This window comes from Desulfobotulus alkaliphilus (genome assembly GCF_007830435.1).
In the GTDB taxonomy this organism is placed as follows: domain Bacteria; phylum Desulfobacterota; class Desulfobacteria; order Desulfobacterales; family ASO4-4; genus Desulfobotulus; species Desulfobotulus alkaliphilus.
The window spans coordinates 170,713-187,779 of sequence record NZ_VLLC01000001.1; the positions used below are offsets into that span (position 1 = coordinate 170,713).

General features: G+C 51.1%; 10 protein-coding genes. All 10 read left to right on the plus strand.

Going from position 1 to position 17,067, the window contains the following annotated elements; all coding sequences use genetic code 11:
* The first annotated feature begins 687 nt into the window (after positions 1-687).
* Positions 688-1,467, plus strand: a complete 780-nt coding sequence (locus LZ24_RS00810; RefSeq protein ID WP_144681321.1) for a substrate-binding periplasmic protein — start codon at positions 688-690, stop codon at positions 1,465-1,467.
* Positions 1,464-3,476: an ATP-binding protein gene (locus tag LZ24_RS00815; RefSeq protein ID WP_144681323.1), complete on the plus strand. Its 2,013-nt coding sequence runs from the start codon at positions 1,464-1,466 to the stop codon at positions 3,474-3,476. The genes LZ24_RS00810 and LZ24_RS00815 overlap by 4 nt, the downstream gene beginning before the upstream one ends.
* Complete coding sequence (locus LZ24_RS00820) at positions 3,473-4,228, plus strand: IclR family transcriptional regulator (protein WP_144681325.1); 756 nt, start codon at positions 3,473-3,475, stop codon at positions 4,226-4,228. The genes LZ24_RS00815 and LZ24_RS00820 overlap by 4 nt, the downstream gene beginning before the upstream one ends.
* Positions 4,229-4,380: 152 nt before the next feature.
* Positions 4,381-6,321, plus strand: coding sequence for a DNA topoisomerase IV subunit B (parE, locus tag LZ24_RS00825; protein ID WP_144681326.1), 1,941 nt, complete (start codon positions 4,381-4,383; stop codon positions 6,319-6,321).
* Positions 6,318-8,597, plus strand: a complete 2,280-nt coding sequence (gene parC / locus LZ24_RS00830) for a DNA topoisomerase IV subunit A (protein ID WP_144681328.1) — start codon at positions 6,318-6,320, stop codon at positions 8,595-8,597. Before parE ends, parC begins: the two co-directional genes overlap by 4 nt.
* A 54-nt stretch (positions 8,598-8,651) precedes the next feature.
* Positions 8,652-10,850 (plus strand): DUF4388 domain-containing protein, encoded by a 2,199-nt coding sequence (locus LZ24_RS00835; RefSeq protein WP_144681330.1) that lies wholly within the window; start codon positions 8,652-8,654, stop codon positions 10,848-10,850.
* Between the two features lie 563 nt (positions 10,851-11,413).
* Positions 11,414-13,435 (plus strand): DNA translocase FtsK, encoded by a 2,022-nt coding sequence (locus LZ24_RS00840; protein WP_144681332.1) that lies wholly within the window; start codon positions 11,414-11,416, stop codon positions 13,433-13,435.
* Positions 13,435-14,478 (plus strand): Smr/MutS family protein, encoded by a 1,044-nt coding sequence (locus LZ24_RS00845; RefSeq protein ID WP_144681335.1) that lies wholly within the window; start codon positions 13,435-13,437, stop codon positions 14,476-14,478. The genes LZ24_RS00840 and LZ24_RS00845 overlap by 1 nt, the downstream gene beginning before the upstream one ends.
* A gap of 92 nt (positions 14,479-14,570) precedes the next feature.
* Positions 14,571-15,188 (plus strand): tyrosine-type recombinase/integrase, encoded by a 618-nt coding sequence (locus LZ24_RS00850; protein ID WP_144681337.1) that lies wholly within the window; start codon positions 14,571-14,573, stop codon positions 15,186-15,188.
* Between the two features lie 312 nt (positions 15,189-15,500).
* Positions 15,501-16,985, plus strand: coding sequence for an SGNH/GDSL hydrolase family protein (locus LZ24_RS00855; RefSeq protein ID WP_144681339.1), 1,485 nt, complete (start codon positions 15,501-15,503; stop codon positions 16,983-16,985).
* Positions 16,986-17,067 lie beyond the last annotated feature (82 nt).

Here is a 17,067-nt window from a genome sequence, read left to right on the forward strand (position 1 = left end):
TCTGAGTAACTTGAATTTAGTTCTTTTAATTCAAAAGCTTAAAAAATGGCCAATTATCCATCACTGATCGAAATGAGTTTGAATCCGGCACAAGTTACTCTACGACAAGATGCCCTAACAGGGCGTGAGCTGCTTCTGAGTAACTTCAAAAGTTACTTTATGACAAAACGCCGCAACACGGCGTGGGTTGCTATTCAGCACAGTTTTCCATCTATAAATCTTAAACTTACAATCAGGCGCATAGACAATCTAGCCGTTTGTTCGTGACGCAATCCGGCACTCAAGCTGAAAAGCTCAAGCCCTTTACGGGAGCAAAAGTGCTTCAAGGATCTTGAGTACCGGAATCCGAAACGATTGCAATGTCACTCACAAACAGCACGATTGTCTTTTGTTGGAATCAAGACCCTTAAATTAAAAAATAATCTGATTACTACCCTGACTCAGCCACAGTTTGCTGGTCAGGTTGTTGCCAGGCCTATGGTGCGGGCTTTAACACGGGCAGGCGCAAGGCCTGCCCCTACGAATGGTTTTTACGACCCTGTTTTGTGTAGGGGCACCCTTTACGGGTGCCCGCTGACATGCGTAAAATCTGGTCATATAATTTCCATGATGAAGGTTTGTATGGCTGAAAGACAGTGGTAATCAGAAAAAATAATTTTTCAGAATAAAACATACTGAATAATTACTATGATTTTTCCATTTTTTCGCAGATTCCTGTTTTCCATCATCCTTCTCACGACCTTATGTCTGGGACAGGGCAATCTGCGTGCGGACATCCCCTATGTTCTGGCAACGGATCCCATGCCCCCTCTGGTGGAAGGCAGCTACGGCCCTGCCAGTGGAGGCCCCGCCATAGAGCTTGTCTCTGCAATCTTTGCCAAAACAGGCAACTCCGTACAGGTTCTGGTACACCCCTGGAACCGGGTGCTCCGGATGCTGGATTTCGGCAGGCTTGACGGTATTCTCCTTATTCAACATCAGGATGAACTGGACGATCTGCTTCATTTCTCCCACCCTGTTTTTACCAGTCACACCATCATCTGTTACGACACACGCAGACATCCCAACTTCGAATACAAAGATATTGAAAGCCTTAAAGGGTACACCCTGGGGCTGATTCCCGGCCATTCTCCTGGCATTGAAAAAAAAGCGGATTCCCATCAGCTTGACATTGAAAACCTTCCCAGCATTGAAACGGGTCTGCGAACCCTGGGAGCCGGTCGCATTGACCTGCTCATCGGCAAGGAAATCAGCATCGCAGAACGAATGAAAGACATCCCCCAGTCCCATTTTTTCTCCATATGGCCCGTACCTCTGGAATCCTGGGACATGCACATCGGCATTGCAAAAAACAGTCCGGCTTCAGCCCTCCTCAAAGATATCAACAGGGCCATAGAAGAGATGAAAGCGGACGGAAGCCTTGAATCCTATTTCACCATTACCCAGCCCGTCCGGGGGGAACCATGAAAAAAATATCTCTTCGTATGCGGCGCAGCCTTTCACTGAGACAGACCTTCTGGGTTCTTGTACTGACCATGCTCACGGGCCTGATTACCAGCAGCGTACGGATGACCACGGACTACTACAGGGATCAGGAATTCCTGAAGGAACATATAGAGCAGCTTTTTATCATCAGCGAAGCATCCGCTGCCCAGTCCCTTTACCATCTGGATATAAGACAGGGAGAGCGCATTGCAGATGGCCTCTTCTCCCTTCCCATCATTGGCCGTGTCCGCCTTGTGGATGACTTCGGCATGGTTTTCGTACAAAGGGAGAGGGGCCGGACGGATCATGCCCTTACTCCACTCATAGTAAAAGTCATTCAGCCTGCACCTTTCCGCCATGCCCTTGTTTTCACCCCTGCGAATACGGCTGTGGGTTACATAGAAATTGAACTGGATGCCCATCCCATTTTCATGGAACTCTTCCGGCGCTCTGCTCTGGCAATGATGATGGATTTCATCCAGTATCTGACCATGGCAGCCATCCTTGCCTATATTTTTTACCGCACCCTGAGCCGTCCCCTGCTCCGCATGACCGGAGAGATCGCCACCATTCATCCATCAAGACCCGGAGGACAGAGAATAACCATTCCCCATGGCAATGAGAAAAATGAGCTTGGCCAGCTAACTGAAACCATTAACGATATTCTCAGCAGGCTGCAAACACTGAATCAGGAACTGGAACAGCGGGTGGAGGAAAGAACCGCAGACCTGAGCAGGGAGCGGGAGCAGCTTCTCTCCATCTTTGACAGTATTGATGAGGTCATTTATGTCACAGATCCCTCAAACCACGAAATTCTCTTTGTGAATCAGGCATTCAAAGAACTATGGGGAGATGCCACGGGAAAAAAATGCCATGAAATTATCCATGGAAGACAAATCCCCTGCATACACTGCACCTCTCTTACGCCTCTCAGTCCGGAGTTCAGCAGGGCAGGCGCCCCTGAAACCCATGAATTTTTCAACCCCTCAAGCCAGAACTGGTTCCGTTGTTTAAACAGGAGCATACGCTGGCCCGATGGTCGCATGGTCCGCTATGAAATGGCCTTTGACATCACCCTGCAAAAAGATGCTGAAAATATACTTAAAGAACGCAGCGATGAACTGGAAAAAATCAATCAGGAACTGACGGACTCCATCAAAGCCCTGCAAAGTGCCAGAGAACAGCTGGTGCAGTCGGAAAAAATGGCCTCCCTTGGCTCCCTTGTGGCGGGCATTTCCCATGAAATCAACACCCCCATAGGCAACAGCATTACAGCCGCCACCTTTCTCTCGGAAAAAACCCGCCATATTCTTCATCTTTTTTCCGGAAACGAACTGCGCCAGTCAGACTTCAGGGCCTTTATGGATACGGCAAAGGAGGCCACGGAAATTCTGCAGTCCAATCTTAAAAGGGCTGCGGATCTCATTGCCAGTTTCAAGCAGGTGGCCGTGGATCAGACCTCCAACCAGTGCCGCCACTTCAGACTCAAAGCCCACCTTGAGGATATTCTGCTCAGCCTCAGCCCCAGACTGCGCCATACCCGCCAGAAGGTTTTTATCCTGTGCCGTGAAGACCTGATGCTTTTTCAAAATCCCGGAGCCATTTCCCAGATTGTCACCAACCTCATCCTCAACTCCGTAACCCATGCCTTTGATCCTCAGAATGAAGGAGAAATCCATTTTGATATCCACACAAGCGGTGATATGGTAGAAATCATTTACAGGGATAATGGCAGAGGTGTTTCCCCCCAAACCCTCAGGCATATCTTTGATCCCTTTTACACCACAGCCAGAGGAGAAGGCGGAACAGGGCTTGGTATGCACATTACCTTCAATCTGGTCACCCAGACCCTGAAAGGGTCCATTTCCTGTGAAAGCCCTGAAAATGGCGGCATACGTTTTTTAATCCGCTTTCCCGTATCCATTGAACAGGAACAGTCTGACGGCCTGAAAACCGTCACCCCGGAAAACACTGGAGCAGAAATTCCATGAGCATACAATCCGTTCAGCGTGCCCTGCGCATCCTTTCTTTTTTTTCCAGCAAGAACCCAAGGCTTGGCATCACCGATGTCAGTAAACAGATGGGCCTGCCCAAACCCACGGTACACGGACTGATGCAGACCCTCCATGAAGAAGGATTTCTGCAGCAGGACCCTGAAACCAGAAAATACGGCCTTGGACTCAAGATCTATGAGCTGGGAACCTATCTTTCCGCCACCTTAAAAATCAATCAGGTGGGCATGGCCCCCACCCGCAGGCTGGCGGAAACCACAAGGCGCATGGCAAGGCTTGCCATATGGGACAGAAATGCAGCCCTTGTCACCATGAATCTTTTTCCCCACTTCCATGCGGGTTTCCAGCATCATCTGGGCCCGAGGCTACCCGCCTACTGCACGGCCTTAGGGAAAGTCATGCTGGCGGCCCTGCCCGAAGAAAGTTGTAACGAGTTTATGGAAAATACGGATTTCATTCCCTTCACGCCCAGAACCCGTACGGAAAAGGACCTTTTCAGGGAAGAAATAAGACAGATCCGCTTAACGGGCTTTGCAACGGAATCCGAAGAATACATGAACGGGATGAGCTGCATTGCTGCCCCCGTATGGGACAGTACCGGAGAATGTGCCGGAGCCATCAGCATCTCCGACAGTCCGGCACTGCTTTCCGGGCCGGACCGGGACCATCACACAAGGGATCTTCTGGCAACGGCCATGGAAGTTTCAAGGGCCCTCGGTTATCTTCCCTGACTTTTCCCTTCGCCTCCTCCTTATTTTATTTTCATAAAAAGACGGTTTTCGTTCCAGATGAATCTGGGGTATATATAAAACTTTGTTTCCGGCAGCAGGAGAGGCACTCTCCCTGCTGCCCAGAGTTTCAACAATGAGGCATCGGGATTTTCATGTTCGACAGAGCGGCACCGGCATCCACAGACTATACATCGGAATCCATTGAGGTTCTCAGGGGCCTTGACCCTGTAAGGCAGCGGCCCGGCATGTACACGGACACCCAGCGGCCCAACCATCTGGCCCAGGAGGTGATCGACAATGCCGTGGATGAAGCCATTGCAGGATTTGCAAAAAAAATTACCGTCACCCTGCACAGGGATCAGTCCCTGTCCGTACTGGACGATGGCCGGGGTATGCCCGTGGACATGCATCCGGCAGAAGGCCTCACCGGCGTGGAACTTATCCTGACCCGCCTCCATGCAGGGGCCAAATTTTCCAGCAAGACCTACCGTTTTTCCGGCGGCCTGCACGGGGTGGGCGTTTCCGTTGTCAACGCCCTCTCCCGCCGTCTGGAAGTGGAAATCCGCAGGGACGGCAAGCGTTACGCCATTGCCTTTGAACAGGGATACAGGGTCGAAGAACTCACCCCCATAGACACGGTCAGCCGCAGGAATACGGGAACCCAGGTGCGCTTCTGGCCGGAACCCCGGTATTTTGATGCCCCGGATTTCTCCGTCGGAAAACTTCGCCACATCTTAAGGGCCAAGGCCGTCCTCTGCCCCGGCCTTGAGGTAATCTTTTCCAATGAGATTGCAGGGACAAAGGAACACTGGCACTACGAAGACGGACTCAGGGACTATCTGGACACCACACTGGACATGCAGGAAAGGGTTCCCGAAGTACCCTTTACCGGCAGCCATGATACGGAAAATGAATCCGTTGAATGGGCTGCCACATGGATGGCCGAAGGTCCGGGTTCGGTTGCGGAAAGTTATGTCAACCTCATCCCCACCCCCCAGGGAGGCACCCACGTTAACGGTTTCCGGTCCGGGCTTCTCATTGCCCTCAAAGAGTTCTGTGAATTCAGAAACCTCCTGCAGCGGGGTGTCAAGCTGGCACCGGAGGATGTCTGGGAATCCTGCTCCTTTGTCCTTTCCCTGAAGATGTCGGAACCCCAGTTTTCCGGCCAGACCAAAGAACGCCTTTCATCCCGTCAGGCAGCCAGCTTCATTTCCACAGCGGTCAAGGATACCTTCAGTCTCTGGCTCAACCGCCATCCTGAAGTGGGGGAAGCCGTTGCTGCCATTGTCATACAGGCGGCCATGAAAAGGCTGAAGGCCGCAAAAACCGTATCCAGAAAAAAAATCACCGCAGGACCGGCCCTGCCCGGAAAACTTGCGGACTGCGTTTCCCAGGAAAGCGGACGGACGGAGCTCTTTCTGGTGGAAGGAGACTCTGCCGGGGGCTCTGCCAAACAGGCCAGGGACAGACAGTTTCAGGCGGTCATGCCCCTGAGGGGAAAAATCCTCAACACCTGGGAGGTGGAATCGGGGCAGGTTCTTGCATCAAAGGAAATCCATGACATCTCCGTTGCCATAGGCGTTGACCCGGCATCCGATGACCTTTCCGGACTGCGCTACGGTAAAATCTGCATTCTTGCGGATGCGGACTCCGATGGTCTGCACATTGCCACCCTGCTCTGTGCCCTGTTCATGCGCCATTTCCGGCCTTTGGTGGAAAAGGGGCACGTCCATGTGGCCATGCCCCCTCTTTTCCGCATTGACGCAGGAAAAGAGGTCTTCTATGCTCTGGATCAGTCGGAAAAAAAAGCCATCTTAAACCGGATTGCCCGGAAAAAAGGGAAAAAGGGTACCGTCAACGTGGTTCGTTTCAAGGGTCTTGGTGAAATGAATCCCATGCAGCTCAAGGAAACCACCATGGCTCCGGATACCCGCAGGCTGGTGCGTCTCACCCTTAACAATGACAGCCGTACCTTTGATATGATGGACATGCTGCTGGCCAAAAAACGATCCCAGGACCGCCGTGTATGGCTGGAAACCCATGGGGATAAAACCCTTGAAGAAAATACCGATGAAGGGGAGATCCTTTCATGAGCGAAGACATCCTCACCCCGGATACCCTGGAAGGCGATGAAGCCTTAAGCCTTGATACCTTTACGGAAACGGCCTACCTTGAATATGCCATGTATGTCATTCTGGACCGGGCCCTTCCCCACATCGGAGACGGTCTGAAGCCCGTACAGCGGCGCATTGTCTACGCCATGAGCGAGCTGGGCCTCAAGGCCGCTGCCAAGTATAAAAAATCCGCCCGCACCGTGGGGGATGTGCTGGGTAAATACCATCCCCACGGAGATGCCTCCTGCTATGAGGCCATGGTGCATCTGGCCCAGCCCTTCACCTGCCGTTACCCCCTTGTGGACGGTCAGGGCAACTGGGGTGCCCAGGATGATCCCAAAAGCTTTGCCGCCATGCGTTACACGGAGTCCAAACTCACCCCCTATGCGGAACTGCTCCTTTCCGAACTGGGTCAGGGCACCACGGAATGGATACCCAATTTTGACGGCACCCTTTCGGAGCCCAGAGTCCTTCCGGCAAGGCTGCCCAATGTGCTCATCAACGGCGCATCCGGCATTGCCGTGGGCATGGCCACGGATATCCCCCCCCACAACCTTGGAGAAGTGGCCGCAGCCTGCGTCCACCTCCTTGATTACCCGGATGCGGACACAGCTTCCCTCTGCCAGCATATTCAGGGGCCTGACTTTCCCACGGGTGCGGAAATCATCACCCCCAGACAGGAAATCCTTTCCATCTACGAATCCGGCCACGGCTCCATTAAAATGCGGGCGGTTTTCACGGTGGAAAACGGAGAGATTATTATCACAGCCCTGCCCCATCAGACCTCCGGTGCAAAAATTCTGGAACAGATAGCAGGCCAGATGCAGACAAAAAAAATCCCCATGGTGGTGGATCTCAGGGATGAGTCCGACCATGAAGATCCCGTGCGTCTGGTCATTGTTCTGAAAAACCCCAAAACAGACGCCCAGTCCGTCATGGCCCATCTCTTTGCCACCACGGATCTGGAAAAAAACTGCCGGGTCAACATGAACCTCATCTCCATGGACAGAAAACCCGGCGTTCTGGGCTTAAAAAGCCTCCTTTCCCAGTGGCTGGCCTTCCGTACACAAACCGTACGCCAGCGGCTGGAACACAGACTGAACAAACTCAGAGAACGCCTGCACCTGCTGGAAGGTTTTCTTCTTGCCTGCCTGAACATTGATGAAGTCATCGCCATTATCCGTCAGGAGGACAAACCAAAACCCGTTCTCATGGAGCGCTTTGGTCTGACGGAAATTCAGGCGGAATATATTCTCGATACCCGCCTGCGGCAACTGGCACGGCTGGAAGAAGTAAGACTGAAGGCGGAGCAGGATGCCTGTGCAGAGGAAGCCAGCCGCCTTGAAGGGCTTCTCGGTTCAGAAAAAAAACTGAAAAGCCTTATCAAAAAAGAAATTCTTCAGGATGCAAAGCAGTTTGGCGATGGCCGCAGATCCCAGGTGGTTGCCAGGGAAGAGGCCCGTCCCCTGCGTCAGGATGAGCTGATGCCTGCGGAACCCATCACCGTGATTCTTTCGGAAAAGGGATGGGTCCGGGCAGCCAAGGGCCATGAGGTGGACGGCCACAGCCTTTCCTATAAGTCCGGAGACGGTCTTCTCGATGCTGTGCGGGGTAAAAGTGACCAGCAGGCGGTTTTCATCGATTCAACGGGCAGATCCTATTCCCTTGCGGCCCACGGGCTGCCCTCGGCCAGAGGTTACGGGGAGCCCCTCAGCGGCCGTCTGAGTTTTCCTCCGGATGCCGTTCCCCTGCACCTGCTCATGGGCAGGCCCGAAGACAGCTTTCTCGTGGCCAGCAATGCGGGTTACGGCTTCATAGCAAGGCTTGGGGACATGATGGCCAAAAACCGCGCAGGAAAAGCCTTCATTACCCTGACCCGGGAAGCCGTTCCCTTAAAACCGCTGGGCCTTTCCCGGATTCAGGATCTGCTCCTTGCCGCCATCACCAACGAAGGCCGCATGCTTGTTTTCCCCCTTGGGGATCTTCCCGTACTGCCAAGGGGAAAGGGCAATAAAATTATCAACATACTGGCAGCCAGAGCTGCCAGCGGAGAAGAAGTGCTGAAACACCTCATGGTTCTCCCTTCGGATGCCAGCCTTGTTCTCTGGGCCGGAAAACGAAGCCTTACCCTGAAGCCGGGTCAGCTCGATCCTTTCCGGGGGGTAAGGGGACGCAGGGGGCAACTGCTGCCAAGGGGTTTCAGAAACATCCAGTCCTTTGATATTCTGCACCCGGAAAACAAAGAAGAGTCCTAAGACATAAAAGGCGCATCTTTATTCACAAAAACTTAAAGCACCCAGGGGCATTTTATGAGCTTATCTCCAGGCGGAAAAATTCAGGGCATCAGCCTTCCTGCTTTCCTCCAGATGGTACAGATGGAAAAAAGCACCTGCACACTCACGGTGAAAGGGAAAAAATCCCAGGGAGAAATCCATATCCGGGAGGGTGAAGTCATTGATGCCAGCTACAGGGATTTGCCCGCACTGGATGCCGCCTACGAGATTCTATGCCTCAAAGATCCTGTCATTCACATGCAAAGGGACTGCGCTGCCACGGAAAGAAAAATCCGTGTGCCCATGATGCACCTTCTCATGGAAGGGGCACGGCTTCAGGATGAAAAACTCCAGAACATCGGGGCTGAAGAAGACGATGAAGATGAGATCCCTGTGCTTGAAGATAAAGAAACACCTGAGCCAACGGCACCTTTCCAGCAGGACAGCGGAAGCGGTTTTGATGATGAAGAAGATGATGAGCTGGCCGCCCTGAGTGCCTATGAGTTTTCCGACGATGAAATACGTCAGGCCAGCAATGCGGATTTTACCCAGAGCGTCTCTCCCGAAGCCTCCTTGCAGCCCATCCGGATACAGGCCGTACAGACCAGCGCAAAACAGCCTTTAAAACCGGAGCAGCCTTCCCATGCAGAAAAACCCGAACCTCCGAAGCTCTCTCCTGCTCCAAAATTCAGCAGAAAACAGCTTCTGATTTTCAGTTTTACAGCCATAGGCTTCATTGTTGTCGCTGCAGCTGTTTCCTACTTTGGCTATGCCCGGTACCAGCATAACACGGCCTATTCGGAACTTCAGGAATCCCTCCTGCGCATGGAACTGCCCGAACAGCAGGAAGTTCTGTTTACCCGCTTTCTGGATGCCTTTCCGGAAAGCCCCCATGCAGAAGAACTCATCCACGCAAGGAGTCAGCTCAGGGAAAATATACTGGAAAGGGATTTCCGTGAACTCATGACAGAAAAAGAACAGCTTTCTTCCGGTCATGAAGACTTTGAAAGGGGGCTGCGACTCTATGACCGCTTTCTTATCCGTCATCCTTTCGGCACAAGGACGGATACGGTTAAAAAGCTGCGCGAGGATCATATTCTTACCATGGCAAAAAATATGGCGGCCATGACTGTGCAAGAGCTTCCCGAAAAAGACTGGTTACAGCGGACAAGGGATTTCCAGCAGCGTTTTCCGGAAAATCCCGGCATGGAAATCCTGGAAAAAAGCATAAAAGAAAGGGGAGACCGGCGGCTGGCATTTATGCTTGGGCTTCCCGTCAACAACAGGGAAACACGATCCCGTGCCGTGGCTGCCGCCCGTGAATACATGGAAGATTTCCCTGAGCACGGAGGCGTGGAAAGGGCCCGCACCCATCTGGCCAGCCTTCTACGGCAGCAGCGCATTGAGGATCTTCAGGATTCTGCAGAGAAGCTGAACAGCAATGAAGAGATGCTGCGTTTTTTTGAAAGAACAAGGCGAGAGGAAAACGATCCGCAGATTCTCGCCTTTGTTCGTCAGCGCATCACGGAGCTTGAGCAAAAGACAGCAGAAGACCGGATGTGGGAAAGTCTGCAGTCGGATCTCAACCGCCCCGGTCTCAGTGAAACGGCCCGCATCTCCCTTCTGGACCGCTACCTCACCGAATCTCCGCCGGACCATTACCGAAGCCGGGCCCAGACCATGCGAAACCAGATTCTTTCGGAAAGGGCAAGGCGGGAGCAGCAAGCCCTTGAAGAAAGAAGGCGTCAGGCAGCACTGGCCCTGCAGCGTCAGCAGGCGGAGGAAAGGGCAAGGGCCACAGAGGCAAGGGCACGCCTTGAAAATGCCACAAGGGAAATGAACCAGCGGCTTGCAGGGGTGGCCCAGCGTTTCATCAACCTCAACAATGGAACGGTGCAGGACAGACAGACCGGAAAGATATGGATGCTGACGGATTCCGAAGCCCATACGGGCCAATGCCTTAATTTCAATGAGGCAAGGGACTTTGTGCAAAACCTTGATCTCGGTGGTCACAGGGACTGGCGGCTGCCAAGGGAAAGCGAGCTGGCCCAGATATTTAAAAATCCTCCGGCCTATCCCCTGCCCGACCCCAACCGCTGGTACTGGAGTTCGGAGCTTTTCAGCCGGGGCTATACCAATGAAGTCCGGGTGGTCACAGCAAGGGATGAAAGCGTTTTTCAAAGGCAGAGCCATAGGCCCGAAACCTGCGGCCATGCCTTTGCCGTCAGACCCTGACTTTGCTTGCTAAAGGCCACATCTGTCAGTCAGACAGGTATCCCGGCTGTTTGACCGTGACGCAATCCGGCACTCAAGCTGAAAAGCTCAAGCCCTTTACGGGAGCAAAAGTGCTTGAAGGATCTTGAGTGCCGGATTCGGGAGCTTCTTGCCCTGTGCTGAATCGGCAAAACTTGTCGGCACAGGCAGATTGGGCTTTTGTATTTCCATAGAAGCTTTGGTACGCTGCCTTTTGTGCCGACTTCAGACAGTTGCCGATTCTTTACGCACAGGCCTGCGAAGCTCTGATCCGAAACGATTGCAATGCCACTCACAAACAGCCGGGACACTTTAGCCCAAGTTCGCCAAAGTAGTGACCATACTTCTGAAGGCTTAGTTTAAATGGCTAAAAAATGGATATGTAGAACCCATAAAAAATCACTTCGCTTGATTTCATTGGGTTTTCAGAAAAAAAATGACGAACTTGGGTTAGGGCTGAACGAAGCAGCTCAAATTAAAGCTCATGGATTTTAGATCAAAAAATACCTGACGCTTACCATTATTTTGACACACACGGAGTATCCATGTCACAGGCAGATTCAGAAAAAATAATCACCATTGATCTTTTCGGAACACCGCATAAAATCTGTGCTTCTTCCGATGTGACAGATCCCGAATCCGTACTGGCCCTTCTCAAAACAGAACTGGACCATGTAAAAAAAGATATTTCGCCGACCCACAGTACCGTAGGCAATGAAAAACTGCTGCTCACAGCCGCCCTGAATCTGACGGGAAAACTGATCAGCCTGCAAAAGGAAGACCGGGTTCTCAGCGATTCGGTCTACACCCGTTTCCAGAACATGCTGACCCGCCTGAATACCGCAACGGGAAAAACAGGCCCTGAAATTGTTTTCACAGACAAAGCAGAACCGCAGCTTGCGGAAGCCGTAGCCCCTCCAGTCAAAACACCAGCTCCGGAAAAAACACCTGAGCAAACGCCTGCTGGCAGCCCGGCTCCTTCTGCCCAACAACCAGCACAGCAAGCCCCTGATACCACAAAAAATCAGGTGCCTTTCCCTGAAAGACAGGAGAAAGAAATCCGGCCGGCACCTTCTTTATCAGAAAACAGGCCTTTGGTGTCTCATCCCATGGCACAGGGGAAAAAGCCATATCAGAACACTCCCTGGGAAATGCCCTCCCCTGACTTTCTGACACCAAGGGATCCTTCTCCTCCCACCCAGGACAGAACAGCCCTGGAAATGAAATCGGAAATACTTGAAAACAAACTCGGAGATTTCGGTATACGGGGTGAGGTGGTACGCATTGTTCCGGGGCCCGTGATCACCACCTTTGAGTACCGCCCTGCACCCGGCATTAAAATCAGCAAAATTGTCAACCTCTCCGACGATCTGGCCCTGGCCCTTTCAGCTTTGAGCATACGCATTGTCGCCCCCATCCCCGGAAAGGATGTCATCGGCATAGAGATACCCAATAAGGACAGGGAAATGGTAAGGCTGCGGGAAGTTATCGAATCTCCGGCCTTTATGCAGCACCCCTCCCGCCTGACCCTCTGCCTTGGAAAGGACATCGAAGGCCGTCCCATTGTTGCCCCCATGGATCACATGCCCCACATCCTCATTGCCGGTGCCACGGGAACGGGGAAAAGTGTGGGACTCAACAGCATGATCACAAGCCTCCTTTACAAGGCAAGGCCCGATGAAGTGAAGCTTCTGATGATTGATCCCAAGCGCATAGAACTTTCCTTTTATAATGATATCCCCCACCTTATTTCCCCGGTGGTCACGGATATGAAACTGGCCACCAATGCCCTGTACTGGGCTGTCAGGGAAATGGAGAGACGCTACAGCCTGCTGGCGGATCACAAAACCCGCAACATTACGGGTTACAATAAAAAAATGAGGGAAACGGGACTGGATGCCCCCCTGCCCTTTATCGTGATCATCATTGATGAGCTGGCAGATCTCATGATGGTGGCCTCCCGCGATGTGGAAGTGGCTCTGGCCAGACTGGCACAAATGGCAAGGGCTGCGGGGATCCACCTCATCCTCGCCACCCAGAGACCTTCCGTGGATGTTCTCACCGGTGTCATCAAGGCCAACTTCCCCACGCGCATCTCCTTTCAGGTATCTTCAAAGATTGATTCCAGAACCATCATTGACAGCATGGGCGCAGAAAGCCTTCTGGGTAACGGTGACATGCTCTATGTGCCGCCCGGCACCTCCCGCATCCAGCGCATCCACGGCGCCTTTGTCACGGAAGAGGAACTGACCCGCATCATAGACTTCATTAAATCCCAGAGGGAGCCGGAATACATTCCCGATATCACCGCTGCGGATCATAAGGAAACCCCGGAAAGTGAAGACACCGAATATGATGAGCGTTACGATGAAGCCGTGGATCTGGTTCTGCGTACCCGGCAGGCCTCCATATCCGCAGTTCAGCGGCATCTGCGCATCGGTTACAACCGGGCAGCAAGAATCATAGAAACCATGGAAAAGGAAGGAATTCTCGGCCCTGCCGATGGTGCCAGACCCAGAGAAATCCTTTTGCCTGCACCCGATGAAACCAATGGAAGTTTTGCCTGATGAGTGTATTTGAAGGATTGCAGAAGCTGTTCCGGCAGCTCCCGGCCAGAGAAAAAAAAACCGTTGAACCAAACCCCCTTCCGGAAAAGAAAACGGTTGCCGATGCCCCCCCTGCAAGTGAAAACGCTGCTCCGCCTGCCAGAAAGGCAGCTCTAAAAAAAAACAGGCATGGCATTCCCCTCATCGAAAAGCCTGTGGAAGAGCTCTTCAAAGACGTTCCACAGCAGACGCCTCCTGCCACCATAGATCCGGCAATCGGAAAAAAAACGCTGCCCCTGACGTCAAATAAGGCTTCCGCCAAGAAAAAACCGGAAAAGAAAAAGCACACACCCATGAACAGAAAAGGGCTTCCCATTCTGGATCAGGATGCGGATCTCATGATGCAGATGGAAGCTCCGAGACCCCACTTATCCCATCAGCCTCAGAAACTGGCCTCCCACCTCAGAAAAAAAGCAGGCCTGCCAGCGGGAAAAAAACCAAGGCCCCTGTTAAAGGATAAAAACGGTATCCCCCTTTTAAAAAATCATACGGATTTCACTGAAGTTTTTAGTGAAAATATCAAGGATGCCGCCAAACCTGAAACCCAAAAGAGATCTCAGCCGAAAGTTCCCCTGTGGAAGGATCAGGATTCCGGTGATTTTTCCAAAAGCCTCAGGGAAAGCCTTGGCAACAAAGCCGGAGCCGTTCTCCTCAAGGAAAAGAAGGCAGGGTTTCCTCCTTCTGCGCCCATCACACTGAAAGAGCGTCTGCGCCGCTATCCCCCCCCCCAGGAAAACCTTGATCTCCATGGTTTTTCAGGTATTCAGGCCAGACTTAAAACGGAAATATTCCTGCAACAGGCAAAGGAAAAGGGAACTTTTACCGTAAGGATCATCCCCGGACGGGGCCTGCACTCCGAAGGCCCTGCGGTGCTGCCTGATATTGTGGATCAGAAAATCCGGGAAATGGAAGAGGCAGGGCTGGTCCTGTCCTGGAAATGGGAGAATGAAAAAAGAGAGCCCGGTGGCAGCGTCCTTGTTTACCTTAAGCATTTTGATCCATAATTTTTTTTTAGGTATTTAAAAAAAAGACTTGAAAACTGGTTCTGTTTTAGTCAATATCAAATAAAACTTAACCTTAAATGCAGGAGGTTCCCATGCAAACCCAGGAAATAGGTGATAACGAACCTTCAGACAACTTCCAGGAGCCGGATGCTGCCCAACAGGCCAAGGTCGAACCCATCCGGCGGCTCAGAGACATCAAAGCCATCAAGGTCCTCATCAAAGACAGCCCCCGCAACGCCGCCCTCTTCACGCTGGGTATCAACACCCCCCTGATGCCCAACGAACTTCTCCACCTCAGGGTCCATCAGGTCAGAAACCTGAAACCCGGAGATCCCGTCACCATCATTGATGACAAGAACGATAAAGCAAAAACCATCCCCGTTAACCGCATTTCCGTACTGGCCATACAGGCACTGCTTGAAACGGACAGCTACGAAGACGAAGATTTTCTTTTCAAATCCCAAAGGGGAAACCTTGTGGTTCCCTCCCTGCACAGGCTGGTCACCAAGTGGTGTAAAAGTATCGGACTCCCCGGAAATTTTGGGTCCCACACCTTAAGAAAAACCTGGGGCTTCCACCAAAACCACAGCTATGGGGTGGATATTTCAAAACTGATGAAAATTTTCAATCACAGCAGCCAGAAGCAGACCCGGGAATACCTCTGCATTGAAGAACCGGAAGAAACGGATATTTTCCTTAATGAACTCTGAAAAAAAAGTTCATCCCATGCCAGCTCATAAAATTTCACTATAAAAACAAGTCCTTTTTTCAACTGAAAGCAGAATTTTCCTTTAAAGGTATTCTGCTTTCAGCTTTTCTGACCGAACCTTATCAAACAACTCATCAGGCTTTGTACACAAGGCCCCTGTCTTCAGGCTTCTTTTATGCAAAATTCTTGCTCCATACTGCGAAAAGAGCTTGCCCTGCGGCATACTCCCATGTATAGTGATTCGCAACCTGAACAGCATTTCATAAAATCACAGACGTACACCCAAGGGAATCATCGACCAAAGGAGGAAACCGTGTTGAAATTTTCCAGAAAGAATTTACTTATCATCGGCCTTGCGGCCCTCTTCCTCTGCGCCATGGCATCCGGTGCATGGGCAAAAACCTATTCGAATATCCTTGTTTTCGGGGATAGCCTGTCGGATGTAAATAATATGCATACGATAACACAAGGCCAACAACCTGTCAGATACAGTGACGATAAAGTCTGGATTGAATTTCTGGCTGAAAAAATGGGGCTTGAGGATAAACTCATTAACAAAGCGTATGGAGGTGCAAAAACAACAGGACACCTAAATGAGCAATTTAACAATTTTGGTTTTCAGGAACAGATTAATGCCTATACTTCAAAAAATACAATTGATCCAAATGCTCTTGTAGCTATCTGGATAGGCGGTAATGATTTAAATACCCACCTTCCCATTATCAGCTACAATACCGCACAGGATGCAAGCAACCCGGCAAATAATGGACCTTGGGTTAAAGAGGCCATAGCAGCCATCCAAAAGCAATGGATAGAAAGCGGAAAAGATCCAAGCGAGCTGCCCGCATATCTTGGATCCGATGAAGGTAAAGCCAAAATAGCAGAAATGGTCAATGGAAAAATCCAGATCTACCTGAGAGATGAAATTGTATTGAATATTGTCCACGGGATTCAGGCATTAGAGCGCTCAGGCGCCAAAAATTTTCTTATACTGAACATCCCTGATCTTGGAAAGACACCACAGGCCATTGAAACTGCAAGAATTGCTGCATCCGGAGCCATTGCCCAGGCTGATCAGGCAGACCAGGTTATGAGTCCGGAACAGGTTGCCGGAATAATAAAAGAAACACTTGGCAACATATCCAAGCTTACTGCGGCCTTTAATGACGTCACTATGATTGCCCTTCAGAACCTTTTCAGTAGCTTGGGGCCCAATGCCAAATACCAGTATTATAGTGCTTTCAAATTTATGAATCAGGCTATTGCTCAGGCTGACGAAACATCTTTCCCAATGAACAAAAACGAAAAATATTCGCCTGAAAAAATAGCTGAGCAGCTTTTTGAATCAAAAACCACTAATTTTGGAGAATTAAAAATATGGGAAATAATTATTGGGGCTGCCACAAACAAACTGCCTTCCAATTTTTATAATGATTATCAAACAAGCTGGTTAAAACTTGAAGGAAATGTTGAACCTCCTGCCCTTCCAGTAATAAAAGCACAAAGCCCCGCGACTCCCAACACCGGAGTCGCAGCAGATTATATTTTCTTTGATACCATCCACCCCACCTCCAAAGCCCACAAAGAGCTGGCAAAAGATGTTCTTGCCAGGATGCAGGCAAGCAAACTCCCTGCCCCACCCGAAGCCGTCAAGGTAGACAGTGAGATTGCAGGCAGTCCCTGCTTCATTGATTCCGCAGCAGCCGCAAATCATAACACCTTCATGATCTTCATGGGGCTTATGGCAGGCCTTGGCATGCTGATGATCATCATCCGCAAGAACCACAACAGGGGATAAGTCTCACCCTGCAGTAAAAAGCTAAAAAAAAGAAGCCCCTTTTCGGAAGACTCCGGAAAGGGGCTTGGTTTATTTTGTTTTC